General features: G+C 67.0%; 23 protein-coding genes. 16 read left to right on the forward strand and 7 right to left on the reverse strand.

Going from position 1 to position 24,724, the window contains the following annotated elements:
* Positions 1 to 62: 62 nt before the first annotated feature.
* Both MKD38_RS27280 and MKD38_RS27285 read right to left on the reverse strand, forming a co-directional pair.
* A complete protein-coding gene (locus MKD38_RS27280) occupies positions 63 to 1,664 on the reverse strand; it encodes a peptide chain release factor 3 (protein WP_018005752.1) in 1,602 nt (533 codons plus the stop codon).
* A gap of 206 nt (positions 1,665 to 1,870) precedes the next feature.
* Positions 1,871 to 2,794, reverse strand: coding sequence for a YihY/virulence factor BrkB family protein (locus MKD38_RS27285; RefSeq protein WP_501985981.1), 924 nt, complete (start codon positions 2,792 to 2,794; stop codon positions 1,871 to 1,873).
* A 249-nt stretch (positions 2,795 to 3,043) separates the two neighbouring features.
* On the opposite strand from MKD38_RS27285, the gene MKD38_RS27290 reads away from it, so the two are divergent.
* The 3 genes from MKD38_RS27290 (at position 3,044) to MKD38_RS27300 (ending at position 4,403) form a co-directional block, all read left to right on the forward strand.
* Entirely contained in the window at positions 3,044 to 3,241 is a 198-nt protein-coding gene (locus MKD38_RS27290; protein ID WP_252681994.1) for a hypothetical protein, read from the forward strand.
* Between the two features lie 430 nt (positions 3,242 to 3,671).
* The gene (locus MKD38_RS27295) at positions 3,672 to 3,893 is read left to right on the forward strand and encodes a hypothetical protein (RefSeq protein ID WP_252681996.1); all 222 of its coding nucleotides are present in this window, start codon (positions 3,672 to 3,674) and stop codon (positions 3,891 to 3,893) included.
* Between the two features lie 99 nt (positions 3,894 to 3,992).
* Complete coding sequence (locus MKD38_RS27300) at positions 3,993 to 4,403, forward strand: hypothetical protein (protein ID WP_252681998.1); 411 nt, start codon at positions 3,993 to 3,995, stop codon at positions 4,401 to 4,403.
* A 147-nt stretch (positions 4,404 to 4,550) separates the two neighbouring features.
* Here the strand turns inward: MKD38_RS27300 and MKD38_RS27305 are convergent, their stop codons facing one another.
* The 3 genes from MKD38_RS27305 to MKD38_RS27315 all read right to left on the reverse strand — a co-directional run bounded on the left by MKD38_RS27305 (position 4,551) and on the right by MKD38_RS27315 (position 8,537).
* Complete coding sequence (locus tag MKD38_RS27305; protein WP_252682000.1) at positions 4,551 to 5,918, reverse strand: sigma-54 dependent transcriptional regulator; 1,368 nt, start codon at positions 5,916 to 5,918, stop codon at positions 4,551 to 4,553.
* Positions 5,919 to 6,043: 125 nt separating this feature from the next.
* Positions 6,044 to 6,502 carry a hypothetical protein gene (locus MKD38_RS27310; RefSeq protein WP_252682002.1) on the reverse strand — a complete coding sequence of 153 codons (459 nt, stop codon included), beginning with the start codon at positions 6,500 to 6,502 and terminating at the stop codon, positions 6,044 to 6,046.
* Positions 6,503 to 7,172: 670 nt separating this feature from the next.
* A complete protein-coding gene (locus MKD38_RS27315) occupies positions 7,173 to 8,537 on the reverse strand; it encodes an NCS2 family permease (protein WP_252682004.1) in 1,365 nt (454 codons plus the stop codon).
* Between the two features lie 427 nt (positions 8,538 to 8,964).
* Between MKD38_RS27315 and MKD38_RS27320 the strand changes: the two genes are divergently transcribed.
* Positions 8,965 to 9,168 (forward strand): cold-shock protein, encoded by a 204-nt coding sequence (locus tag MKD38_RS27320; RefSeq protein WP_115699322.1) that lies wholly within the window; start codon positions 8,965 to 8,967, stop codon positions 9,166 to 9,168.
* A 1,566-nt stretch (positions 9,169 to 10,734) separates the two neighbouring features.
* Positions 10,735 to 11,829 carry a replication protein RepA gene (locus tag MKD38_RS27325; protein ID WP_010811148.1) on the forward strand — a complete coding sequence of 365 codons (1,095 nt, stop codon included), beginning with the start codon at positions 10,735 to 10,737 and terminating at the stop codon, positions 11,827 to 11,829.
* A gap of 114 nt (positions 11,830 to 11,943) precedes the next feature.
* On the opposite strand, the gene MKD38_RS27330 is transcribed toward MKD38_RS27325, so the two are convergent.
* On the reverse strand, positions 11,944 to 12,147 hold the full coding sequence (locus MKD38_RS27330) for a cold-shock protein (protein WP_006159056.1): 204 nt from the start codon (positions 12,145 to 12,147) through the stop codon (positions 11,944 to 11,946).
* A 377-nt stretch (positions 12,148 to 12,524) separates the two neighbouring features.
* On the opposite strand from MKD38_RS27330, the gene MKD38_RS27335 reads away from it, so the two are divergent.
* Both MKD38_RS27335 and MKD38_RS27340 read left to right on the forward strand, forming a co-directional pair.
* Positions 12,525 to 13,184 (forward strand): AAA family ATPase, encoded by a 660-nt coding sequence (locus MKD38_RS27335; RefSeq protein ID WP_252682034.1) that lies wholly within the window; start codon positions 12,525 to 12,527, stop codon positions 13,182 to 13,184.
* A gap of 2 nt (positions 13,185 to 13,186) precedes the next feature.
* On the forward strand, positions 13,187 to 14,203 hold the full coding sequence (locus MKD38_RS27340) for a ParB/RepB/Spo0J family partition protein (protein WP_252682006.1): 1,017 nt from the start codon (positions 13,187 to 13,189) through the stop codon (positions 14,201 to 14,203).
* Positions 14,204 to 14,307: 104 nt separating this feature from the next.
* Here the strand turns inward: MKD38_RS27340 and MKD38_RS27345 are convergent, their stop codons facing one another.
* Positions 14,308 to 15,918: a phage integrase family protein gene (locus MKD38_RS27345; protein WP_252682008.1), complete on the reverse strand. Its 1,611-nt coding sequence runs from the start codon at positions 15,916 to 15,918 to the stop codon at positions 14,308 to 14,310.
* A 530-nt stretch (positions 15,919 to 16,448) separates the two neighbouring features.
* On the opposite strand from MKD38_RS27345, the gene MKD38_RS27350 reads away from it, so the two are divergent.
* The 9 genes from MKD38_RS27350 (at position 16,449) to MKD38_RS27390 (ending at position 24,713) form a co-directional block, all read left to right on the forward strand.
* Positions 16,449 to 17,294: a helix-turn-helix transcriptional regulator gene (locus tag MKD38_RS27350; protein WP_252682010.1), complete on the forward strand. Its 846-nt coding sequence runs from the start codon at positions 16,449 to 16,451 to the stop codon at positions 17,292 to 17,294.
* A gap of 218 nt (positions 17,295 to 17,512) precedes the next feature.
* Positions 17,513 to 18,058, forward strand: coding sequence for a DNA-binding response regulator (locus MKD38_RS27355; RefSeq protein WP_252682011.1), 546 nt, complete (start codon positions 17,513 to 17,515; stop codon positions 18,056 to 18,058).
* Positions 18,059 to 18,153: 95 nt separating this feature from the next.
* On the forward strand, positions 18,154 to 18,468 hold the full coding sequence (locus MKD38_RS27360) for a hypothetical protein (RefSeq protein WP_252682013.1): 315 nt from the start codon (positions 18,154 to 18,156) through the stop codon (positions 18,466 to 18,468).
* 509 nt (positions 18,469 to 18,977) lie between these two features.
* Positions 18,978 to 19,643 carry a phosphatase PAP2 family protein gene (locus MKD38_RS27365; protein ID WP_252682015.1) on the forward strand — a complete coding sequence of 222 codons (666 nt, stop codon included), beginning with the start codon at positions 18,978 to 18,980 and terminating at the stop codon, positions 19,641 to 19,643.
* 115 nt (positions 19,644 to 19,758) lie between these two features.
* Complete coding sequence (locus MKD38_RS27370; RefSeq protein WP_252682017.1) at positions 19,759 to 21,162, forward strand: undecaprenyl-phosphate glucose phosphotransferase; 1,404 nt, start codon at positions 19,759 to 19,761, stop codon at positions 21,160 to 21,162.
* 110 nt (positions 21,163 to 21,272) lie between these two features.
* Entirely contained in the window at positions 21,273 to 21,524 is a 252-nt protein-coding gene (locus MKD38_RS27375) for an acyl carrier protein (protein ID WP_252682019.1), read from the forward strand.
* Entirely contained in the window at positions 21,521 to 22,720 is a 1,200-nt protein-coding gene (locus MKD38_RS27380) for an acyl-CoA dehydrogenase family protein (protein ID WP_252682021.1), read from the forward strand. The genes MKD38_RS27375 and MKD38_RS27380 overlap by 4 nt, the downstream gene beginning before the upstream one ends.
* Before the next feature lie 10 nt (positions 22,721 to 22,730).
* Positions 22,731 to 23,732, forward strand: coding sequence for an amino acid--[acyl-carrier-protein] ligase (locus MKD38_RS27385; RefSeq protein WP_252682023.1), 1,002 nt, complete (start codon positions 22,731 to 22,733; stop codon positions 23,730 to 23,732).
* Positions 23,733 to 24,713, forward strand: coding sequence for a DUF1839 family protein (locus tag MKD38_RS27390; RefSeq protein WP_252682025.1), 981 nt, complete (start codon positions 23,733 to 23,735; stop codon positions 24,711 to 24,713).
* The last annotated feature ends 11 nt before the right edge of the window (positions 24,714 to 24,724 follow it).

Raw genomic sequence — 24,724 nt, forward strand, 5'->3', positions numbered from 1 at the left:
ACCCCCAGAACAGCAAAACGGCTCGCCATGGCGAGCCGTTTTGCTTTGCATGAGCGCGATGATCAGACGATCTCGCGTGTCTCCAGGAACTGCAGCTCCGGGAACCGCTCCTGCGTCAGCCGCAGGTTGACCATGCTCGGCGCCAGGTAGACATGGTCGCCGGCACCGTCCAGCGCCACGTTGTGCCCGGCCTTGGCGATCAGCTTCTCGATCTCGGCCGGCGTGCCCTTGAGCCAGCGCGCGGTGGCGCATTCATGCGACTCGAAGATGGCATCGACGCCGTACTCATGCTCCAGCCGGTGCGCCACCACGTCGAACTGCAGGATACCCACCGCCCCCAGCACCAGGTCGTTGGAGGCCAGCGGGCGGAACATCTGCGTGGCGCCCTCTTCCGCCAGCTGCTGCAGGCCCTTCTGCAGCTGCTTGACCTTGAGCGGGTTGTTCAGGCGCGCGCGGCGGAAGAACTCCGGCGCGAACGACGGGATGCCGGTGAACTTGAGCGGCTCGCCCTCGGTGAAGACATCGCCCAGGCGAATGGTGCCGTGGTTGGGCACGCCGATGATGTCGCCGGCGTAGGCCTCTTCGGTGGTGTTGCGGTCCTGCGCCATGAAAGTGATGGCGTTGTTGATCGCCACGGTCTTGCCCGCCGACACGTGCAGCAGCTTCATGCCGCGCTCGAAGCGGCCCGAGCACACCCGCACGAAGGCAATGCGGTCGCGGTGGCGCGGATCCATATTGGCCTGGATCTTGAACACGAAGCCGGTGAACTTGGGCTCCTGCGGCTCGACCACGCGCGAATCCGTATTGCGCGCCAGCGGCGGCGGCGACAGCTCGCACAGCGCATCCAGCAGCGACTGCACGCCGAAGTTGTTGATGGCCGAGCCGAAATACACCGGCGTCTGCTTGCCGTTGAGGAAGGCCTCCTTGTCGAAGGTGTGCGAGGCGCCGCGCACCAGTTCGATTTCGATGCGCAGCTCTTCGGCCTGGCTGCCGAGGATGCGGTCCAGCTCCGGATTGTCCAGGCCGTCGAGGATCGCTGCCGTGCCCTTGTCGCCATGCGGGTCGAACAGCTGCACCTTGTCGTCGATCAGGTGGTACACGCCGCGGAAGGCCTTGCCCATGCCGATCGGCCAGGTCATCGGCGCGCACTGGATCTGCAGCACGTCCTCGATTTCATCGAGCAGCTCGATCGGCGAGCGGCCCTCGCGATCGAGCTTGTTGATGAAGGTCAGGATGGGGGTGTCGCGCAGCCGGCAGACGTTCAGCAGCTTGATGGTCTGCGCTTCCACGCCGTTGACCGAGTCGATCACCATCACCGCCGAGTCCACCGCCGTCAGCGTGCGGTAGGTGTCTTCGGAGAAGTCCTCGTGGCCCGGGGTGTCGAGCAGGTTGACGATGTTCTCCTGCGCCTTGCCGTCCGCGCTGTCGCGGCGGTACGGGAACTGCATCACCGACGACGTCACCGAAATGCCGCGCTGCTTTTCCAGCTCCATCCAGTCCGAGGTGGCATGGCGGTCGGCCTTGCGCGCCCGCACTTCGCCCGCGACCTGGATCGCGCCGCCGAACCACAGCAGCTTTTCGGTCAGGGTGGTCTTGCCCGCGTCGGGGTGGGAGATGATGGCGAAGGTGCGACGACGCGCAATTTCAGGAACGAGCGAGCTCACGGCAGCGGAATCAGACTGGGAAATATTGGGATGGCCCGGCGGTGGCCGGAACCAGGGCCGGCAGCGCCGCGGGCGGCCGCAGGGCCGGGCCCGGCGGGCACGCGAAGGGAATGGGGCGTTATTTTACCGGTTTGGGCGCCGCTACGGGATTTGCGTTGTCGCTGGCCGGGCCCGCACCCTCCGCCTTTCCGCTGCGCGCGCTGCCGCTACTCGGCCAGCTTGTCCGCCGGCTTGCCGCGCAGGCTGCCGAACTGCAGCGCGTACTGGCGCGTCAGCTCCGCGCCAAAGAAGAAGATCTGTGCCGAGTAATACACCCACAGCATCAGCGCCACCACCGAGCCGGCGGCACCATAGGACGAGGCCACGGCGCTGTTGCCCAGGTACAGCCCGATCAGCCGCTTGCCGATCGAGAACAGCAGCGCGGTGATGACCGCGCCCATGGTGACGTCGCGCCAGGCAATGCGCGCATTGGGCAGCATCTTGAAGATCACGGCGAACAGCGCGGTCACCACCGCGAACGAAAACAGCGAGGAGATGATTTCGGCCACCGGCGCAAACCACGACTGCGTCCACAGCTGGCCCCAGATGCGCTCGACCACCGCCAGCCCCGCATTGACGATCAGCGACACCAGCAGCATGAAGGCCAGCACCAGCACCAGGCTGAACGACAGCAGGCGCGTGCGCAGCAACTGGCGCCAGCCGGCGGTGTCGGGCACCGGCACGTGCCAGATGTCGTCCAAGCTGCTTTTGAGTTCGGCAAAGGCGCTGGTGGCGCCGACGAACAGGATGCCGGTCGCGATCAGCGCGGCCATGCCGCTGCCGCCGGCGCGGTGCGTCGCAGCCAGGATGCCCTCGATGGCGGCGGCGCCCTGGTCGCCGACCAGCCCTTCGAGCTGCGCGAAGATCTCGCCGCGCGCCGCCTCGGCGCCGAAGAACAGGCCGGCGATCGAGATCACCAGCACCAGGATCGGCGCCAGCGAGAACAGCATGTAGAAGGACAGCGCAGCACCCTTGCTGGCGGCGCGGTGCGCGAACCACGAGGTGATCGCGGCGCCCACGACGCGCAGCGTGCGCGCACCGGTGTGGCGGTCGGGCAGCCAGTGCGGGCGGTGCCGGCGCGGCGGCGGCACGCCTTCGGCGGCGGTCGAAGAGGAAGGTTCGGTCTTGTCAGTCACGGCCTGGTGCTGGCGCGATCCGGCGCGGGGACCGCGGATGGATTGCGCCTGCCCGCGCGGCGGGCGCTGCGTTCATCATACTGCGCATTGCGCCGCTTGCCCAAGGCGGGCCTGGCGCGGCGCGCGGCAGGCGACCTGCTACAGTAAGACCAGGCATACCTGCCGGCGCATCCGTTGCCCGCGCGCCGGCGCAAGGAGGCACCCGTGACCTGCAACCTCCGCGCACGCCCGGCGGCCGTGCTGGCATTCATCGCCGTGCTCGGCTGCGCCGGCTGCGAGCGCAGCCAGCCCGGACCCAAGCCCATCTCCGGCACCGCATCGGCCGCCCTGCCCTCGGCAGCGCCTGCCGCGGCACCGTCCAGCCCGACCAATCCCTCTGGCACTTCGGGCCAGCCCCGCTGACTGCACCCGGGCCGCGCCACCGCGCGTACCCGTTTCTGCGTGACCACGCACCGCCCTGTCTTACTGGCGCGATGCACCGCGGTTACTCGCGTGCATGACTGATGTAAGGCCGGTTTCAACCGTGCAACGGGCTGCGAGGCCGTCGCGCCATGCCTCGCGCCCACGGCAAAGCGCCGGCCAGTGCGCGCCAGCGGACGCCAGCGCCATGCCTGCGCCGCCACGGCGCCAGCGCAACGCGTTGCAGTGGCGAAACCGATTGATCCAGCGCCGCCGCGTAGTGGCGACCAGGTACTGCGAACCGTCTCGCAAAGCCGCGTGGCACAAGCGTTTGCGCCCCTTGGCACACTTGTCGCTCTGGCTTGCCCAAGGCGCACAGTGCAGGCCTGCGCCAGTTCCGTCAAACCCGTCGTTGCGCGCTGGAGATCACCACATGCGTCACCCGCCTTCCCGCATGACGGCGCGCCGGCGCGCATACCGCCTGGCCGGTCCGCCGCCATCAGAGATGGACCTGGTGTCGGCGCCGCTGCTGCCCTATCCGCGCGCGCGCGAGCAAGTCACGCGCAGCGCGCACGGCATGGCTTGCGTGGCGATCCGCAGGCCGGCGCAGGCCAGTCCGGCCTGCCGCCGGCATGCGGGCAAGCGGCGCGCATGACGGGCCCACACAACATGCGGGCACGCGAGCCAGCGTGACCGCGCGGATTAGTGTTCCGTCCCCCGGCGGGCACTTTTTTTCCACAGGGAGATGCCGACCATGAAAGCTGCAATGCTCGCCACGGCGCTGGCGATCGGCTCGGGCAGCGCGGCGGGCGCCAGCTACGCGTGGTTCGACCGCCCCGACGCGGACGACGCGAACAGCCACGCCGCGGTCAGTCATGACGTCTATGTGCGTGGCTTCGGCTGGGCCTGGGGAGAACTGCGGCTGGATCCGGACACGACCGGCAGCGAAACGCTGGCGCCGCCCGCGCGGCATGCTCGCGATGGCCAGCGCCGCCGCGACATCGTGCCGTGGCCTGCGCAGGATGCTTGCGAGCCGCCGCGGCGGGCGCGCGGCAAGATCAGCATGAACCTCGCCACCGTGCCCACGCAGGCGACCGGCGGCAGGTTCGCGGGCGGATTCGCGGACGGGAAGTGGGCCACCAGGCCCCCGCGGGTAGTGCGCTGACGTGCCGGCCGGCACGGGGAAAGGCGGAACCGGCGAGCGGACGTCGCCGGTTCCCCTTTCCCGCTGGCGCCTGTCATGGCCGAATGACCGGCCGTAGAGCAAGCGCCGCGCGACCAATGTCCCGGTTCCCTTGTCCGCCCTGGTCAGCTATTCCCCCGCCGGGGCGTGGCTCTCCACACGGATGTTGTGCTTGTGCATGAGCCGGTACAGGGTCACGCGGGACACGTTGAGTTCGCGCGCGGCCGGCACCACGTGAAAGCCGTGGCTGGCCATCACGGTGCGGATCGCTTCGCGCTCGGCCTCTTCGCGGATCGCATCGAGGGTCTTGCGCGGCAGTTCGGCGCCGTTGTGCAGTTGCAGGTCTTCGGCTGTGATCTTGCGGTTGTCGGTCATCACGATGGCGCGGCGCACGCGGTTGATCAGTTCGCGCACATTGCCCGGCCAGGCGTACTGCATCATCGCCTGCGTCGCGCAAGCTGAGAACCCGCGGATGCGCCGGTGCGCCTCATGGCCGTGCTCGGCCAGCACCGCATTGGCCAGCAGCAGGATGTCCTCGCCGCGCTCGCGCAGCGCCGGGATCGACAGCGTCAGCACGCACAGCCGGTGAAACAGGTCCGAACGGAAGCGCCCGTCGCCCTGTGCCGCCACCAGGTCCACGTGCGTGGCCGAGATGATGCGCAGGTTCAGCGGGATCGACTGGTGGCCGCCCAGCCGCGTGATCGTGCCCTGCTGCAGGAAGCGCAGCAGCGCCACCTGGCTTTCGAGCGGCAGGTCGCCGATTTCGTCGAGAAACAGCGTGCCGCCCTGGGCCTGTTCGATCCAGCCGATCTTGCGCTGGTTGGCGCCGGTGAACGCGCCCTTTTCATAGCCGAACAGTTCTGACTGGACCAGGTGCGAGGGAATGGCGCCGCAGTTGATGGCGATGAACGGGCCCTTGCGCCGGCTCGAGGCATCGTGGATCGCCTGCGCGGCCAGCTCCTTGCCGGTGCCGGACTCGCCCGAGATAAACACCGGCGCCTCGTTGTGCGCCACCTTGGCGAGCGAGCGGAACATTGCCCTCATCGCCGCGCATTCGCCGATCATGGTGCCGCGCGACGCGCTTTCCTGCGGGCGCGTGCCGTGCAGCGACGCCATGCCGCGCGCATGCCGCAGCGTGTACAGCAACTCCGGCATCGAGAACGGCAGGCGCACGTAGTCGACGCAATAGTCGCGGATCATCCGCCGTACGCGCTCGTCGGCCAGCATCGCATCGGAGGTGATCGCCACCCAGGTGATATGCAGGTACTGCAGCGCCTGTTCCAGCTGCGCGAACTCGGCCTCGCTGTAGTCGGACTGCAGGTCGATCACGCCGGCCGTGGGCGGGCAGGCGCGCACCGCGCGCTCGGCATCGCGAACCTGCGCGACGCGGCGGATTTCCCATTCCGTGCCGATCACGGACGGGTCGAAACCAAAATCTTCATGACGCGACACGACCACGAGCTGTGCAGTGCGTGACGCCTTGCACAGTCGGTCCATCACGATCTCCCGGACGTTAGGCTTGTTCTTGGTGCCGGCACCCGTGGCCGCCGCAGCGGCGCGCGTCCGAGGCGGACGGTGGGGCTGAACTGGCTGCGGGCATGCGCCCGCGGTCGACGTCGGTGTCACGAGCTGGACAGACTGCGGGTGGATTCATCAGGCGCGGCAAGGTAGTCCGCGCCCGGCTGGAGCTGCTCGCGGATGCGCCGCCGCACGGCCTCCTTCTCGCGCATCAACTCCACGCGAGGCGCCTGCGGCGACTGGCCGGAGTATTGGTAGTAGAGCGTCTTGTAGGTCAGCTGGCTCAGGATCCATTCCTGCAGCAGCGTGCGCTGACGCGCCAGTTCCCCTTCGAGCAGCCGATGGCGACGCAGCAGGTTGGACACCGCCGCACGGGCGCTGTCGCTGAGTTCGCTGTCTTCGGCAAGCAGGGCAACAACATCCGCGGTGGCCGCGTCGCTCACGGCCCGTTTGGCTGGCACTTCACCTGCGGCTTCCCCCACGGCGGCCCAGGCTCGGATGGATCGGTTACTGGACTCCCTGACAGGCCCGATGACGGGTCGCCGGATCTCTCCTGCGGTCATGATTATCCCCGTTGAACAACATCCCCCGGCACTGCACGTCTACGTTTACCACTTCTCAGTCTTGGAATTTTCTTGTCTGCGTGGCGCGCATGTTGTCCGCACGCTCCCGGATTGTGGACGGCGCCGTCATTGATATTAACGGTCTCTGTCGCGAAAGCGCTGCCGTCCTGGCGCATTGCGCCGACGCGCTTCCGGCGTGGCTCCGGCACCTTGCCGCATACACCGGAGTCAAGAAGGGGCGCTTGCCGCGCCCCTCTTTGCCACGCCTATAGTTCAGTGCATTTGCGGCGGTTTGTCCAGCCCCGTGTGGGTGACTTACAGCCAATCTCATCCATTGGTATGAGCCCTCGCGCACACACGCGAGAGCGCTGGCAGCGGCACGCCGCAGCGCGCATCCGCGTGCATACGACGCGAACATACTACGCAGAATCGGGTACGCTCCGACACCCCACCGCGGCAGGGACATGAACATGCCGGAGCCCTGCATCGCCGCCCAGGCCTGTACGCAGAATCGGGTACGCATCACCGGCCTCGCAACATCGGTCGCGCGCAGAAACGGGTACGCACCTGCATCGCGCGGACTGCAATGCGAGCCATCACGGCGATAAAAAAAGGCGGCCCCGGGGGCCGCCCTGCTCACGAGACTTGTCGCTGATCCGGCGCGTGCCGTTCAGTGCCCCGGGAGGTAATAGAACTTGAAGATAAACACGGCGGCAATGATCCACACCATCACCGGCACGCTGCGCGCGCGCCCGGTCAGCAGCTTGAGCGCCGCATAGCTGATAAAGCCGAACGCGACGCCGTTGGCGACGGAATAGGTGAAGGGCATGCCCAGCGCCGTCATCACCGCGGGCACTACCTCGGTGACGTCGTTCCAGTCGATTTCCAGCAGTTCGCGCAACATCAGGCACGACACATACAGCAGTGCCGGCGCGGTGGCATAGGCGGGCACGGTTCCGGCCAGCGGCGCGATAAACAGTGCCGCGAGAAACAGTACGGCCACCGTCACCGCGGTCAGGCCGGTACGTCCGCCGGCCTGCACGCCCGAGGCGCTTTCGATATAGGCGGTGGTGGACGACGTTCCCAGGAACGAGCCCGCCATGATGGCGGTGCTGTCGGCCATCAGCGCCTTGTTGAGCCGGTCCATCTTGCCGGCCTTGAGCAGGCCCGCGCGGTTGGCCACGCCCATCAGCGTGCCGGTCGCATCGAACAGCTCCACCAGGAAGAACACCAGCACCACGTTGATGATGCCGATCGACAGGGCCGCGGTGATATCGAGCTTGAACAGCGTCGGGCTCAGCGACGGCGGCGCGGAAAAGACACCGTGGAAGGTGTTGCCGGCAAAGGCGAAACTCAGCAGCGTGGTGAGCAGGATGCCGATCAGGATGGCCCCCTTCACGCGCAGGTGGTCCAGCGCCACGATCACGAAGAAGCCGAGGATCGCGAGCACCGCCGAAGGCTGGTGCAGGTCCCCTATGGTCACCAGCGTGGCCGGGCTCGCGGTGACGATGCCGGCGTTCTTCAGCGCAACGATGGCCAGGAACAAGCCGATGCCCGCGGTGATGGCCACGCGGATCGAATGCGGTATGCCATTGACAATCATCTCGCGCACGCGGAACAGCGTCACCAGCAGGAACAGGCAGCCGGAGATAAAGACCGCACCCAGTGCCGCTTCCCACGGGAAGCCCATGCCCTTGACCACCGTGTACGCAAAATACGCGTTCAGGCCCATGCCGGGCGCCATCGCGATCGGATAGTTGGCGTAGAAGCCCATGATCAGCGTGCCGATCGCCGCGGCCACGCAGGTGGCGACGAACACCGCGTCCTTGGGCATGCCCGCATCGCCGAGGATGGAGGGATTGACGAAGATGATGTACGCCATCGTCAGGAACGTGGTGATGCCGGCCAGGATCTCGGTACGGACATCGGTATGGTGCTCGCGCAGCCTGAATATCCGCTCGAGCAGCGACGGCGCGGCGTGGGGCGCTGCGGGGGTGGATGTGCCCGGCTTGGAAGCGGGATCCGGCATCGACATGAATGGTCTCCTGGTGTCTTATCGTGTCCGCGGCAACTGCAACCCGTGGTCAGTACCGATGCCGGTCGGGCTGGGCCTGCCGCCGCGCATGCCCCGATCGGCAAGCGTACTCTGTACCGCCCGGCCCGGCGCCGTCATGGCGGGCACGAATAAGCAACATGCAAAAGGCGTGATGATCCCATGACGCGCCCGCGACGGGCCAGTCCCGGCACTCGCGCGGCCAGCAGGGCATGGGGCCGGCCCCATCTTGACGCTGGCGGCAATCCCCCGTATAAACGCGGCTAGATTCAAGCGACGAGGCAACAGTTCATTCGTTAGCCACCGTCTGGTACTTCGGTTGTCCATGGTGTCCTTTCCTTGAGTTCCCCGTGTCGGATGACGTGTTCGTCATGCGATCTATTTTTGTCCTTTTTCTGGAAAGCAAATCATGCAAACCGGTATCGTCAAGTGGTTCAACGACGCCAAGGGCTTCGGCTTCATCAAGCCGGACGCAGGTGGTGACGACCTCTTCGCTCACTTCTCGGAAATCCGCTCCGAAGGCTTCAAGTCGCTGCAGGAAAACCAGCGCGTGCAGTTCGAAGTCAAGAACGGCCCGAAGGGCCTGCAGGCCGCGAACATCACCCCGCTGTAAGCGTTGACTGCTCCGGCGCACCTGGTGTGCGCCGCACAGCGTAAGAACCCCGCCCATGGCGGGGTTTTTTGTTTTCTGTCGCAGCGTCACGGCGCGGCCCGGTTTCCCTCCTCCTTTCCCTCCCTCTTTCTCGTCTCTTCGCGCTCCCGGCCTGATCGGAAGCCGCTCGTCGACTCCGCGCCCGCTTCGCAGAAACGGGTACGCACTGTTGCAGCGCAGGGCAACAGACCCTGGGCCGTCGCGCGCAGAAACGGGTACGCGCTGTCACTGAGGCCGTCCCTTCGGCCGAACAGCCACGCAGAAACGGGTACGCATTGACCCGTCGCCTCGCCATGTGCCTCCGTTGGGTACGCAGAAACGGGTACGCAGCAAAAATTTTTTGTGCCCCGATCTGGGCTTCCCAACCCCTTCCAGGCCCTGATCTATCCACATCCCAGGCGCCGGGCAGCCAGCGCAGAAACGGGTACGCACCGTGTTGCGACGCAGAACCCGGCCTCTGGTGCCTCCCCATGCCGCCTCTTCGCAGAATCGGGTACGGGAGTGCGCCGATTGGCCAGCAGGCGCCTTCGCAGAATCGGGTACGCGCCGACGCAGCCTTGCCATGGGGCCACTTGTGGATGCAAGGACTACCTCCATGAGCGTCGCAGAAACGGGTACGCCGCGGCGAAACCTCGTCTTATCACGTATACGTTGGGTGTGAGCACTAGCTTTTTGTATGAGGTAGGTATATAATGGAAACTTGGTGAAAGATCCGTCGGCGCTCGAGTCAGAATTGACGCAGAAATGGGTACGCCCCGCTGGACCGTTTCATCATCGGAGCACGCAGAGACAGGTACGCCGAAGAGAGAAACCAGGCACGAGGCTCCGATCGCAGAAATGGGTACGCCGCAGAAACAGGTACGCTGGTGCAACCAGCTCGGGCCGATCTGAGGCTGGCGCAGAAACGGGTACGCTTTGACGGGGGTTTTCGCAGAATTGGGTACGCGGGCGCAGTTCAGGGTGCCAGTTGTGCACTGGCGCGCGAACTTGTTTCTGCGGGGATAACCGCCCGGCGGCGCAGTTATCCACCGTTTTTGGGCGGGAACCGGCGCCCTGCGTGCCTGGCAGTCAGGGATCCCGCAGAATTGGGTACGCTTTGCGGGGGCCTGCCTGTGGAGAAGCCTGTGGGAGACGGCGGTTATCCCCGCAGAATCCGGTTCGCGCCGGCCGCAGATACAGGTTCGGCTGGCCGCAGATACGGGTTCGGCCCTTCGCTGAATCGGGTACGGACCGCCGCAGAATCGGGTTCGCGGGGCGGTGATTTTCCCTTACGAATCAACGGGCTTGGCTTCACGTATACGGTTTACAAGTAGTTAACCCGTATCGGTATCGTTTACTGGTAGCTGATGGCTGGCGAACCGTGGACAACCCTGCCGGGTTGCCCACCGTCCGCCACCATGCGACCAGCCATTAGATCCTCCCGGCAGGCAAGAACCCCGTGAGCAATGCGGTTGCTTGTGTACCTGTTTCTGCGTGACAAGCTTTGCGGCTTCGAGTACAAAGGCGGGTAATCCGAAGCAAGCCACTATGCCCATCAAACGCTCCCCGGCCACCACGGGGGATCGAAGCGTCCTCGATCTGGACGCCGAACCCTCCCGCATCATTGTTCCCGGCAACGAGAACAACCTGGTTCCGTCCGAGAAATTCCAGCGCCTGTTTGACGAAGCCCAGGCCATGGAGCGCGAAGACGCCTGGCAAAGCGGCGAGGTCGGCTTCCTCAGCCGCGCCAGCGTCCAGGTCACGCTGCCATATCGCGCGCCCAAGGGCGCGCCGCCGGTCTGGACCCGCACCAGCGGCAATATCTCGCTGATGATCCAGCCGGGCTATTTCACGCAGCAACGCTCCGAGCGCGCCGCTAACGGCCGCCAGAAGCTGGTGTCGGAGACAGTGTCGCTCGGATACCCGTATGGGTCCTATCCGCGCCTGATGCTGGCCTGGATCGGCAAGGAGATCATGGCGAAGAAAAAGCGCGGCGAATTCACCGGCACGGTGGAAGACCGGCGTATCTCGCTTGGCAATTCGCTGTCGGAGTTCATGTACAACCTCGGCATCCCGATGGCCACCGGCGGCAAGCGCGGCACCATGACGCTGGTACGCCAGCAGATGATCCGCCTGTTTTCGGCGACCATCGCCATCGTGCAGAACAAGTCGACGCCGAGCCAGAACCAGAACCCCAACCACGAGCCGCTGTCGATCGATCGCGTGGGCTACCTGCTGGCCGACCAGCTGTCGACCTGGTGGGATCCGATGCAGCCCGGCCAGGGCTCGATGTTCGAAAGCTTCGTGGTGCTGTCCGAGCCGTTCTTCAACGAGCTGGTCAACCGGCCGGTGCCGGTGGACATGCGCGCGCTGAAGGCGCTCAAGCAGTCGCCGTTCGCGCTCGATGTCTATTCGTGGCTGACCTACCGGTTCTTTACGATCCAGCGCCGCACCGAGATTCCCTGGGAAGCGCTGCAGATGCAGTTCGGCACGGAAACCGAAAGCGAACGCAAGTTCCGCGCGCTGTTCCGCAAGGCTTTGAAAGACGTGCTGGTGGTCTACCCCGGTGCCAAGGTGGACGCGGATTCGTCCAAGGCGCTGATCCTGCAGCCGTCGCGTACCAGCGTGCGCAAGCTGGGCTGACATCGGCCCCGGGCAGACCGGCCCGGACGCAAAAAAGGCAAGCGCGAAACGCTTGCCTTTTTTGTTGTCCGCTGCGAACGCGTCGCGGCGGGTGAGGGCTCAGCCGAGGCTGGATCAGGCCGGCTTGATTGCCGAAGCCTGCAGGCCCTTCGGGCCTTGCTTGACTTCAAACGTCACGCGCTGCCCGTCCTTCAGGGTCTTGAAGCCCGAGCCCTGGATTTCCGAGAAGTGCGCGAACAGATCTGCACCACCGTCGTCCGGGGTAATGAAGCCAAAGCCCTTGGTCTCGTTGAACCACTTGACCGTACCGGTTGCCATAGGAATTTCCTTTTCGAAGCAAGTTCTTGTACACAACGCAAACAACCGTTCAAGCACGTTGAGTTCTCGTAGATACCGAACGGAAGCCGACGAGGTGACACGACTTGACTCGACTGTAGCGCGCATCATAACCACTTTGGATTACGGTGTCATGTGCGGCGTAATGCGCACTACAGATACTTTAGGCACATTCCGGTCCGATTTTCAAGCAATTTTACCGACTTGCGTGATTTCCCCCATCTTAAGGACAATTCGACGGCAGCAACCTTGAAATACTTTTTTTGTTAAATTGGGAAACGGTTGATACGTCACCTGGTTTTGGCTACAGTTGCGCCTTAAGAATCAACCGCGCTTTCAGCGCTGAAAGAGAGGTCGCAGTGCCAGCCAAAATCATTACGGTCTTCAACCAGAAAGGCGGTTGCGGCAAGACGACGGTCAGCATGCACCTTGCCGGCACGCTGGGCTTGCGCGGTGCGCGCTCGATGCTGGTCGACATGGACGAGCAAGGCACCGCCACCCGATGGGCGGCGCAGGCCAGTGACGAGCGGCCGTTCCCGGCCTCGGTGATCGGGCTGGCGCCATCCGGCGGCGCCATGCACCGCGAGGTTCGCAAATTCGTCCAGGATTATGACTACATCGTTGTGGATTGCCCGCCGGCAGTCCATTCGGCGGCGCCATCCAGCGCATTGCTGATCTCCGACCTCGCCATCATTCCGGTCGTGCCTTCCCCGCCCGACCTGTGGGCGGCGGTGGCCGCCAAGACGCTGGCCCAGCACGCGCAGGTACAGAATGAATCGCTGCTGATCCGGGTCATGGCCAATATGGTCCAGCGCCGGGTGTCGATTGCACGCCAGGCGATCGAGATTCTTGGCGACGATGGCGACGTCCCGTTGTTGCATTCGATGATCGGCTCGCGTTCGGCGTTCCGCGAATGCCAGGCGATCGGCTGCACGGTCCACGGCGTGGCCGGCGCGCGCGAGGCGGTGCAGGAGGTCGACATGATGGTCGATGAAGTGTTGTCTTTGATTGAGCAATAGGCATGGCTACCAAACTAAAAAGCCTGAAGGCCGGCATGCTTGCGGGCATGGCGGCCGAGAAGAGCCGGAGCGATACGATGGACCGCTTCGCAAGGGCGGAAGCGGCTATTTCCCAGCATCCCAACGGCCTGCTGCAAGGCAGGGGGGCTGCCGAAACGTCGCCCGGTTTCAGCGCTGAAAGTCTCGACGACGTCGCCGCGGGCCGGCAGCTGATCCGGATTCCGCTGGCGCAGCTGCATGACAATCCGCTGAATGCGCGTCGCATCTACGATCCTGCCGTGGTGCAGGAGCGTGCCGCGTCGATCGCCACACACGGCCAGAAGACGCCAGGCCTGGCGGCGCCGGATCCGGCGCGCCCGGGCCACTACATCCTGATCGACGGCCATTACCGCAAGCGAGCCCTGGCATCCGCCGGCAAGCTCGAAATGGAATGTTTTGTCGAGAACGACCTGAGCGACCTGGATTTCTACCGGCTGTCGTTCATGCTGAACGAGCAGCGCTCGGACCAGTCCGCGCTCGACAATGCCATTGCGTGGCGGCAGCTGCTCGATGAAGGCAAGGTCCAGAAGGAAGAGGAAATCTGCGAGCTGACCGGCATCTCCGCCGGCACCGTGAACAAGACCCTCGCCTTGCTGCGCCTGCCGGAGTCGGTGCTGGGCGTGATGCGCGAATGCCCGAGCGCGATCGGCATTGCCGCCGGCTATGAACTGACGCTGTACTTCAAGCTGGCGGGCGAAGAGCGCACCCGTGAACTGGCGGGGCGCATCATCCACGACGGGCTGTCCAGCCGCGAGGTCGAGGCCATCCGCAAGCAGGCGCAGGAAGGCAAGGCGCGCAAGGTCAAGGAGATCAGCCGCCAGTACAAGATCCGCACCGACAGCGGCCAACTGCTCGGCACCATCAAGGAATGGGATTCCGGACGCGTGATGCTGGACGTGCAACTGACCGACCGCAGCGCGCGCGAAGCCCTGGTTGAAGCCCTGAAGTCTCGCTTCGGACTCGACAAGACGTTGCTTTGAAATTCTGAAGCGGATGGCGGCCAGTTCGGCTCCGCGGTGACGCGGGTGCCGACATGCCAGGCGGGCCAATATGCGGGGCAGTGGCGACACTGCCCCCATTGTTTTCAGGCCATCAGATCCCGTGGCGAACGTGCCGCGAATGCCGGATCACAGCGCTCGCGATAGCGCTCCAGCATGGCCGCCAGCAAGGCATGCAGGCCGCGCGCCGAATACCCGCCCAGCGGTTGTGCCGCGCGCTTGCGGCGGGCACGCCCCGTGGGCGGCGCCGTCGGCGGGCCGATCAGGCATGCGTCTTCCATGCCTGGACCCTCCCATTGCAGATTGCGGTCCTGCCAGTGGCGCGCCAGCGCCGTTCGTGTCGCGGGCGCAAGGCCGCTCCCCGGGCAGGGCGCGTGCACGTGATTGCCGAGGGTGGATGGTTCGATGGCCATGCCGTCTGCGGGCCCGGCTAGGGACAGCGATCGCGCCGTCGCCGATGACAACTGATCCAGGCTGAGCTCACGCTCGCGCAACAGCAGGATGGCGGCGCGCGCGGCGCGGTAGCGCTGGCCGTCGCTGGCCTCGGCTTGCGATGTCAGCCATGACAGGAAGGCAGCGACGCTGTCTTCCGGCAGCGGAGCGCGGGCGGTCGGCGTAGCCGCCGCCGCGTCCGGCGCCGTCGCCGTCGTCATTTCGGCCCCGATCTGCGCCGGCCAGCGCGCCGCGCAAGGGTAGCCGTTATCGTGCATCCACCGGAACAACGCGGCCAGCACGCGCAGGCTGTGGCGCTGGCTGGCCGGGCTCAGCGCGCCGGTCAGCGGCCGCCATGCGGCCTGGTGGCGCGGCGCGCGCGGTCCGCACCAGCGGCTGGCGGGTTCCGGGCTGGCCAGGAACGCCAGGTAGCCCCGGCGGTCGTCCAGGTCCAGTTGCGACAGCCCCTTGCTGCGCTCGAGCGCAGCCCACAGCAACAGCCGCTCCGCCTCTTTGCGATACGCGGCAAAGGTGCTGCCCTGGCCGTCGGTGGTATCGCGCAGCCACGCCTTGACCACCGTTACGCCGTGGCTGTACGGGCAGGCGTCGCCGGTGCCGATAGCCGCTGCCGGCGCCTCGCTCAACCACTCCAGCGGCAACGGCTGGCGCAGGGCCGGACCCAGCGCCGCCGGTTGCAGCGGTGCGCGGTTGCCGACGTGCGCGTGCAGCAGCGGCGCGCCCTCCGCGCCCTTGAAGACCGAGCGATGCTCGCCGAGCCAGCGATTGATGGCGGTGCCAGCGAGCGCGCCAATGCGCGGCACGGCTCGCCACCAGGCGGTACCGCGTTGATTGGCTAGACCAAAAAGAGCTTTAAGCGTCACAATATCGGCATTGCGCAGACGCCGCGCCAGTGCCGGAGCAAACCACAGTTCCACACTATGCTGGGCCTGCGGAGCCGCCGTGCCCAGTCTTTCCAGTTCGCCGAGTGCATCCACCCGACGATCCATCCCCCGGTTCGACCTCCCCGGGCCGGCCAGCAGCAGGTCGGCCAGGTCCGCGCGTCCGTGCAGGTGCGCGAGCTGGACCATGCGGTCGCGCAAGGCCAGCAAGATGCGCAACGCCGACTCGGCGCCGGCGTCATCGTCGTCCGTGTCGTCGGAGAGATAGCGGGGGACTACCATCGCCGCCGGCATGCCCTGGACATAGGCGCGCACGGCGGCGAACTCGCTTCGGGTGAGGCTGACAGAGGGCGCGGCAGGAATCATCGGCAGCTTGGGCAGTATCGCTAACTTATTGATTTATAAGGCACCCGGGCAGAGCCTGAAATCGTCCGACCCGAAATGCATAGCAAAAGGCAATGCCGATAATTCTATGCGCGATGACGCAGGATGCACAGGCCCGCCGGCAAGGTTTCGTCCGTATGCTGCAGTGAGCCGGCAACAGACCAGGCGAGCCGCGGCGCAAAGCGCCGGTTGGGGATTACCCGCTGCAGCGCACCATCACCTTGCATTCGCCGGACGCGTTTCATATGCTGCAGGTCAGGAGTTATAAATACTTAGATCAGACTTCAGCCGAATCTAAGGCTCTTGCAACAGAAGCGTTTCACACGCACACCGGGGCGATCCGGTATCTCCAGGGGAAAGGACGATCTGCAGCCAGACGGGAAGGCTGTACGGCGTCCCCGGAGCACTGGCGGATCGTAGGGAGGTGCAACCGCAGGATAGCGGGGCACATCCGACAAGCAGGCACGGATTTTCGCGGGGTTCGTGCTTGCCGCAATAATAAGAGAGCGGCCATGGCCACCATCCTCTTGATCGAGCCTCACCCCCTCCTGCGCCTGGGTCTGCGCCACCTGCTGGCCCAAGCACACCTCGACGGCGACCTGCTGGACATCGATCCGCTGGCACCCATCGACTCCGACCTGTGGCTCAACGATGCCGACCTGATGGTCTACGGACTGCCGGCCGATCAGGCCAGCGGCTGGTCCATGCTGGAGCAGTTGTGCCAGCGGCTGCGGCCACAGCGGGTCCTGGTCCTCAGCGAGCAGGCGATGCCGGCGCTGCCCGAGGCTGGACTGCCGGAGCCGGTGCGCGGCTGCGTGCCCAAGCATTGCAGCGCCGACGCGCTGGATGCGGCGGTGCGGCTGGTACTGGCCGGCGGCGAATGCTTCCCGGCATCGAGCCAGTCGTTACCGGGCCGGCACGCCGGCACGGACGCCGCCGCGGCACGCCTCGCGCCGGCGGCTCCCGGCGATGCCCGGGTGGTGACGCTGCGCCCGGGCGTGGACGATGCCGGCCACGACAGCGCGGCACCGGTGGCGCAACGCCAGTTCGCCGCGCACGCCACCGCCTACGAAACGCCATCGGCCGGCGCGCACCTGCTCAACATCACCGAGCGCCAGTACGAGGTGCTGGCATTGCTGGCGCGCGGCTATCCGATCAAGACCGTCAGCCGCATGCTGAATATCTCGATCGCCACGGCCAAGACGCATGCCTGCACCCTGTATCAGCGTCTCCATGTGCGCAACAAGGGCGAAGCGGTCTACGTGGCCCTGCAAAGGGGTGCCACGCTCAACTGGGCGGGACCGGACCCGGCCGCAGCGCCCGCGCGTATGCCGGCGCCGGTAGGCCAGGCGGCTTGAGCCGGTTGCGCGCGCCTCATCCTTCTGCTGGGCGATGCTCCGCCAAAAGCATGAGGCAGGGGTGGCAGCGGCTTGCTACCTTCTGAGGGAAGACATCCGCACAGACCGACGCCGGCGGTTGGCGCTGGTGCGATGCCTTCCCCGCCGGGCCGCCCGCAGCCTGGCTCCGACCGCGCGGCCGCTGCCATGGCCGCCCGGGTTGCCGCCGGACCAAGTCAATGCCGACCTACCTGATCGCCAGCAATGAAATGATGTGCCGGGTGCTGGCACGACGCCTGCACGCGCTCGACCTGCCCAGGCCGATCAACTGCCGCACGCCGCAATGGCTGCAAGCCCCGGCGCACGCCCCGTCATTGGCTGCGCCGGCGCAGACCGCGACGCACGACCTTCAGGCCGTCCCTGGCCACGCGCCCCCGCATGCCGCCGCGCAGCTGCCGCCGGATCCCGCGGATATTGCCGTGATCGATTGCAGCGGCCTCGAAGGCGATCCCCGCGCATGGCTGGACCAGCTGCACGCGCGCCTGGCGCCGCGGCGCTGGCTGGTGTTGTCCGATCGCCTCGACCCCGCGCTGATCCTGCATGCGGCGCTGCTCGGTGCCAGCGGCTGCCTCGCGTTGCCCGCGGCGATGGACCTGGTGTGCGCCGCCTCTGCGCTGGTGTGGGCCGGCGGCCAGTGTTTCCCGCGCATGGCGCTGTCGCTGGGCGGGGCGCGTGCGCCCGCGCCCTCCCTCCTTTGTGCGACCCCTCCTACAACCACCGGATGAGGGCGCAATATCGCTGATGGCCTATGCTTGATTCGCCCGGAGGCAGAAGCTGGCCCTCATTTGCAGGCTGGCCGTCCCGGGGACAAGGGGGTCGTATGGAGGCCGGACTGGAGTTCCTCGTCGTGCGCGGCTTTGCCGTGCGCGAGGGCCGGGGAAAGTGGGCGTGCTGCTTCGAGATCAGGCTCGCCGCCCATCGTGAGGAAGGTTGCGGCGCGGATGGCGCTGCCGGCAGCGATGAGCCGCTGCTGTACCGGGGAGAACTGCACGGGCGCCAGTTCGATTGCGAGCTGGCCGCCGCCGATGCCGCGCGCGCCGCCGGCGAGCGCGAAGCCTTGCTGCGCGTGGAAAGCCTCAAGGCGCTGATCATCGCGCAGCATCGGCATCGCGTGCCGCCGTCCATGGTGAGCTGAACCTGCAGGCACGCGCAGCTGTTGTGCAGCGGCACCCGGCGCGAGCGCCCGGTGCCGCTGTGCGTTTGTGCGGGCCGCATTGGGTTGGCCGCATTGGGTTGGCTGCATTGGGTTGGCCGCACTGATGGGGCGCACTGATGGGCCGCATTGTTCGGTCCGCCTGGTGTCGGCCGCATGATCTTGCCGTTGCCGCCGCCATCTCGACCATGCCTTCCGGGCCGGAAAAAAAAGAAGCCCGCCGACCGGGGGACCATGCGGGCTTTGAAAACGCTGCCCCGATGATGCAAGGGCAGCGATCCCGATTGAACATATCGAATTGCGCGAAGACTCTCTATCCACCAGACGGCCAATGCAGTCATGCACTCTCAACCTGTCTGCACCCTGACCAGCGCAGTCGGGGGCCGCGCTGCGCGTGCGTGCGGCGCTGGACCAAGCGGCCGATGCCGCCACGCGCGACGCGGTGGTACGCTGCGCCACCAGACCCTGACGCTTGCTGCTTGCGCCCGCCCATGAGCCATTGGCATCTCGTTTCCCTGTTCGGCGAATCCGCCTACCTGCTGCCCTGCGCCGTGTTCCTGGCGTTGTGGCTGTACTGGCGCGGCGCGCCCGCCAGCGCGCGCCACTGGGTGCTGGCGTTCGCCGCGGCCGCGCTGCTGGTGCTGGCGTCCAAGCTCGCGTTCATGGGCTGGGGCATCGGCAGTGCGGCGCTGAACTTCACCGGTTTCTCCGGCCACGCGATGATGGCGGCGTCGGTGCTGCCGGTGCTGCTCTACCTGGCGGTGCCGGCCGCATGGCGGCGCCTGGGCTGGCTGGCGGCGGCCGCGGGCGTGGCCCTGGCGTTGCTGGTGGGGGTGTCGCGGCTGGCGCTGCATGCGCACTCGGTGTCGGAGGTGGCGGGCGGCCTGGGCGTGGGCCTGTGTGTGAGCCTGCCGTTCATCCTGCGGCGCACCACGCCGCACGGTCCGCTGGCGATGGTGCTGGCAAGCGTGGTGCTGGTCACCGCGCTGGTGATGCCGATGACCGGCACCGTGGGCGCCTCGCACGCGCTGATCCAGCAGCTTGCCATGCTGCTGTCCGGCCGCGACCGCCCCTTCCAGCGCGGCGAATGGGCCATGCACGGGCGCGCGACCGGGTACGCCAAGGTGCACGCCGCGGTGCGCACCGGGACCTGCTGAGCGCGGCCGCGCGCGCTGATTTCCCCGCCACAGGCTGTGTGCGCCCGCCAACAGACACTGGCGGGCGGCTCGGCAACCATCGCTGCATCGAGCATTGCATTCGCGGTGGGCAGCCATGGCATCCAGTTCGACTTTTGCGGCAGAGCGCCACACGGCGCTGCACCTGTTGTACCGGCTGGCCGACGCGGTGCTGGTCGGCGCTTGCGCGGTGATGATCGGTGCGCTGTACTTTCCCGAGGGCATCCGCGGCGCCGCGCCGGTGCACGGCTTTCTTGCCGCGCTGTGTTCAATCGGGGTGCTGGCGGTGTTTCCCGCCTTCGGCATCTATGAATCGTGGCGCGGCCGCAGCCGTGCGGCGCTGGTGCTGCGCCTGCTGGCCGCGTGGACCACGGTATTCATCGTCGGGCTGATGACGGCGTTCCTGATGCACCAGATCGCCGCGGTGTCGCGGGTCTGGTCGCTGGGCTGGTTCGGTTCCAGCCTGCTGGCGCTGGCGGGAGTGCGCGCCGTCATGTTCCGCATGCTGGGCAATGTGCGCGAGCAGGGCATCAACGCCAAGCGCGTGGTGATCTTCGGCTACGGGCCGCTGGGGCGCGAGATGTACCTGCGCGTGGACCAGATCCGCGCCGCCGGCTACCGCGTGGTCGGCATCTACCATGAGGAGCCGATCGCTGTGCCCGACGGCGTGGTTTCGCTGCGCACCATGGACGAGGTCAACCTGTTCGTGCGCAGCCAGGCCGTCAGGGAGATCTGGCTCACGCTGCCGATGGTGGCGTGCCGCGACCTGTACGACGTGGTGCGGCAGTTCCGCAACGAGCTGATCGACATCCGCTGGATCCCCGACGTGATGTCGGTGGAGCTGCTCGGCCACCGCTTCAGCGAGTTCCTCGGCCTGCCCGTGATCGACCTGAACAGCCCGCCGGTGTCGGGCATCACCGGCCTGCTCAAGGCCAGCTTCGATCGCGCCTTTGCGCTGGCCGCGCTGATCGGGCTGGCGCCGCTGCTGCTGGTGGTGGCGGCGCTGGTAAAGCTGTCGTCGCCCGGGCCGGTGCTGTTTCGCCAGCGCAGGCTGGGCATGGACGGGCGCCCGTTCGAGGTCTTCAAGTTCCGCACCATGCGCCAGCACGCCGACGTGGGCGTGACCCAGGCGGTACGCGGCGATGCGCGCGTGACGCGGGTCGGCGCCTTCCTGCGCCGCACCAGCCTGGACGAGCTGCCGCAGTTCTTCAATGTGCTGCGCGGCGAGATGTCGGTGGTGGGCCCGCGCCCCCATGCCATGGAGCACAACGAGCTCTACAAGGAGCTGATCGACCGCTACATGCTGCGGCACCGGGTCAAGCCGGGCATCACCGGCTGGGCCCAGATCAACGGCCTGCGGGGCCAGACCGATACCGTCGAGAAGATGCGCCGGCGTATCGAGTTCGACATCTACTACATCCAGCACTGGTCGTTCCAGCTCGACCTGCAGATCATCCTGCGCACCGCGCTGCACGGCTGGACCGGCGCCAGTGCGTATTGAGGCGCAGCTGCGGCGGTACCCGGGGGCGCACGGATTGGTGCGCAAACGTACCGAAGCCGCAGCCTGTTAAGCGTGCAATAGGCCGCGCTCATAAAAACCGGAGGTGTTCCATGAAAGCAACCATCCGCAGCATCCTGGGCGAAGTTGCCCGGCTCGATGTGCCGCTCGCCGAGCTGGCAGACAGCGATGACCTGTATGCCGCCGGCCTGTCGTCGCTGGCCACCGTGCACGTGATGCTCGCGCTCGAGAACGCTTTCGACATCGAGATTCCGGACCAGATGCTGACGCGCCAGCTGTTCCGCAGCGTTGATTCCCTGGCCGCCGCGGTCGAGCAGATCCGGCAGCAGCAGGAGGCGGCATGACCCCCGTGGCCAGGGTCGCACTGGCGCACTCGAGCGCGGGTGCCGTGTGCGTGCGCGCCGACGCGCTGCTCGCTGCCGCCGAGGCCGCTGGCGCGGTCGCGCAGGCCCATGCCGACGCCGTCGACCGCGACGCGCGCTTTCCGCAGGAAGCCTTCGACAGCCTGCGCGAGCACGGCCTGATCGGCGCCATGGTGCCGGCCGCGCAAGGCGGTGCCGGCGCCTCGCTGGCGACGGTGGCGGCAATCTGCCGCGTGCTCGGCGCGGCGTGCGCGTCGACCGGGATGATCTACGCCATGCACCAGATCCAGGTGGCCTGCGTGCTCGAACACGGCACCGCCAGCCCCTGGCACCAGGGCCTGCTCGCGCGCATTGCCGCCGAGCAGCTGCTGCTGGCTTCGGCCACGTCCGAGGAAGCCATCGGCGGCGCGCTGCGTAGCAGCGGCTGCGCGCTCAACGTCGACGGCGAGCGCTTTCACCTGCTCAAGATGGCGCCGACGATTTCGTATGGCGCCCACGCCGACGGCATCCTGATCACGTCGCGCCGCCATGCCGACGCCGGGCCATCGGACCAGGTGCTGGTGTGCGCGATGAAGCCGGACTACACGCTGCAAAGCCTGAACACGTGGGACACGCTGGGCATGCGCGGCACCTGCAGCAATGGCTTCCGGCTCGAGGCCACCGGCGCGCTGGCGCAGGTGCTGCCGGTGCCGTTCGGCGAGATCGCCGACGCCACCATGACGCCGGTGTCGCACATCCTGTGGAGTGCGCTGTGGCTTGGCATCTGCAGCGATGCGGTGGCGCGCGCCAAGACCTACTTCCAGGGGCAGGCGCGCGCGCGGCCGGGCGCGCTGCCGCCGTCGGCGGCACGCGTGGCCGAAGCGGTCAGCCTGCTGCAGCTGATCGAAGGACGCCTGGAACTGGCGCTGGAGCAACAACGCCGGCGCCATGCCGAGCCGCCGGTGGCGAGCGCGTTCGCGCTGGCTGCGGGCATGAACGGGCTCAAGACCGCGGTGTCCACGCTGGCGCTGGAGGCGGTGCAGCAAGCCATGCTGGTGTGCGGCATGGCGGGCTACAAGCACGGCACGCCGTTCAGCCTGGGCCGCCACTTGCGCGATCTGTGGTCGGCGCCGCTGATGATCAACAACGATCGCATCCTGACCAACACGGCCAATCTGTTGCTGGCCGATCGTTCCTGAGGGAGATCGCATGGACCTCCATACCCTGACCGACGGCAGCGCCCAGGGTGGCGCCGCGGCCGAGCCAAGCGCCGCGACGACGCGCGGCAAGCCGGCGCCGCGCGCATCCGGCCCGACGTTCCTCGAGCAGCTGGTGGCCGAGGGCCTGATGATCCCGACCGGCGTGCCCGGCCTGTATGGTCGCAACACCACCTTCGAATCGATCTGCGAAGGCATGAACAACGTCATGACGCACCTGGGGCGCGGCCTCGGCGCGGAAACGCTGCACTTCCCGCCGGCCATGGGCCAGGCGGATTTCGAGACCAGCGGCTACATGAAGAGCTTTCCGCAGCTGGCGGGCACCGTCCACAGCTTCTGCGGCGACGACAAGGGCCACCGCCGCCTGCTGGCGCGGCTGGAGGACAAGGACGACTGGACCGACCAGCAGCAGCCGACCGGCGTGGTGCTGACCCCGGCGGCGTGCTATCCGGTCTACCCGGTGATCGCGCGGCGCGGCCCGCTGCCCGAGGACGGCAAGGTGGTCGACGTGATGTCGTACTGCTTCCGCCATGAGTCCTCGCTCGAGCCGACCCGCATGCAGCTGTTCCGTCAGCGCGAGTATGTCTGCCTGGGTACGCCGCAACGCATCGCCGCGTTCCGCGAGCAGTGGCTCGAGCGGGTGCCGGAGCTGGGCACGGCGCTGCAGCTGCCGGTGGAGATCGACGTCGCCAACGATCCGTTCTTCGGGCGCGGCGGCAAGCTCGTCGCCGAAAGCCAGCGCGAGCTCAGGCTCAAGTTCGAGCTGCTGGTTCCCATCAACGACGGCGCGCCGCCCTCGGCGTGCATGAGCTTCAACTACCACATGGACCACTTCGGCCACATGTGGGATCTGCGCAGCGCGGACGGCGCCACTGCGCACACGGGCTGTGTCGGCATCGGCGTCGAGCGCATGGCGCTGGCGCTGCTGCGCCACCACGGGCTGGATCCGGCACGCTGGCCCCAAACCGTCCGTGACACGCTGTGGGGGGGGTAAATGTACGGCGACGGCAGGGCCAGGGTTCGCGCAGGCCGCTCCACCTGGCATGGCGGCAATCCGGTCTGGTCCCATGCGAACCAGCAGATCGACCTGTGGGTCGAGCTGCTGCAGGGCTGGGACCTGGAACCCATTGCCGCGCTGCCGTTCACCGTGGCGCAGGACTTCGAGGGCGACCAGTTCACGCTCTCGGCCTTCCCCGCCAATGACCTCGAGCGCCTGTACGGCATCGTCACGCACGAGCTGTCGATGTATGACCGGCTCGAGGCGCATGTGGCCACCCAGACCGCGCGCGGCAACGTGGTGCTGCTGGAAGTCGACAGCTACCAGCTGCCGCAGCCGGCCGGCACCTATCGCCGCCAGCATATGCGCTCGTGCATCGGCATCGACGTGCTGGTGCCCGAGGCGGCCGCCGTCGGCTACTTCCATGGCGATGGCTACCACACCGCCAGCGGCGAGGACTATGCCGCCATCTTCCGCCCGGCGACCGTGGGCTACGGCGAGGTGTCGGCGTTTCCGCATGCGTCGGTGGCACGTCGGCGCTTCGCCGCGCTGACCGATGCCGCGCTGATGCGGACTTCGCTGGAGCTGCTGCGCCATCACCTGTCGCGCCGACCGCAGCACAACCCGATCAGCGTGTTCCGCATGGCGTTCCCAGGCCATCTCGAACACCTGATGGCGCGCGGCGAACCCAACTTCCAGGTCTACGCGGCCAGCGTGCTGCGCCAGCTGGGCGTCAATTTCGAGCTGCTCGGCCGCTACCTGCGCTGGCTGGTGCTGCACGGGCACTCGCTGCCCGATTGCATCGGCGAGGCCTGCTACACCATGGCCTCCGAAGCCATGGTGATGCAGTTCCGGCTGATGCGCGCGGTGATCAGCCGCAAGTCTGATCCCTGCCAGGACTGCCTGGACCAGCTCGAGCAGGCCTACCAGGGCACGGTGCCGGCGCTGGCCTCGCACTTCGGCGCGAGCGTGGCATGAGCGCGCGCGAC

Source organism: Cupriavidus sp. WGlv3 (assembly GCF_023952475.1).
Taxonomy (GTDB): Bacteria; Pseudomonadota; Gammaproteobacteria; order Burkholderiales; family Burkholderiaceae; genus Cupriavidus; species Cupriavidus phytorum.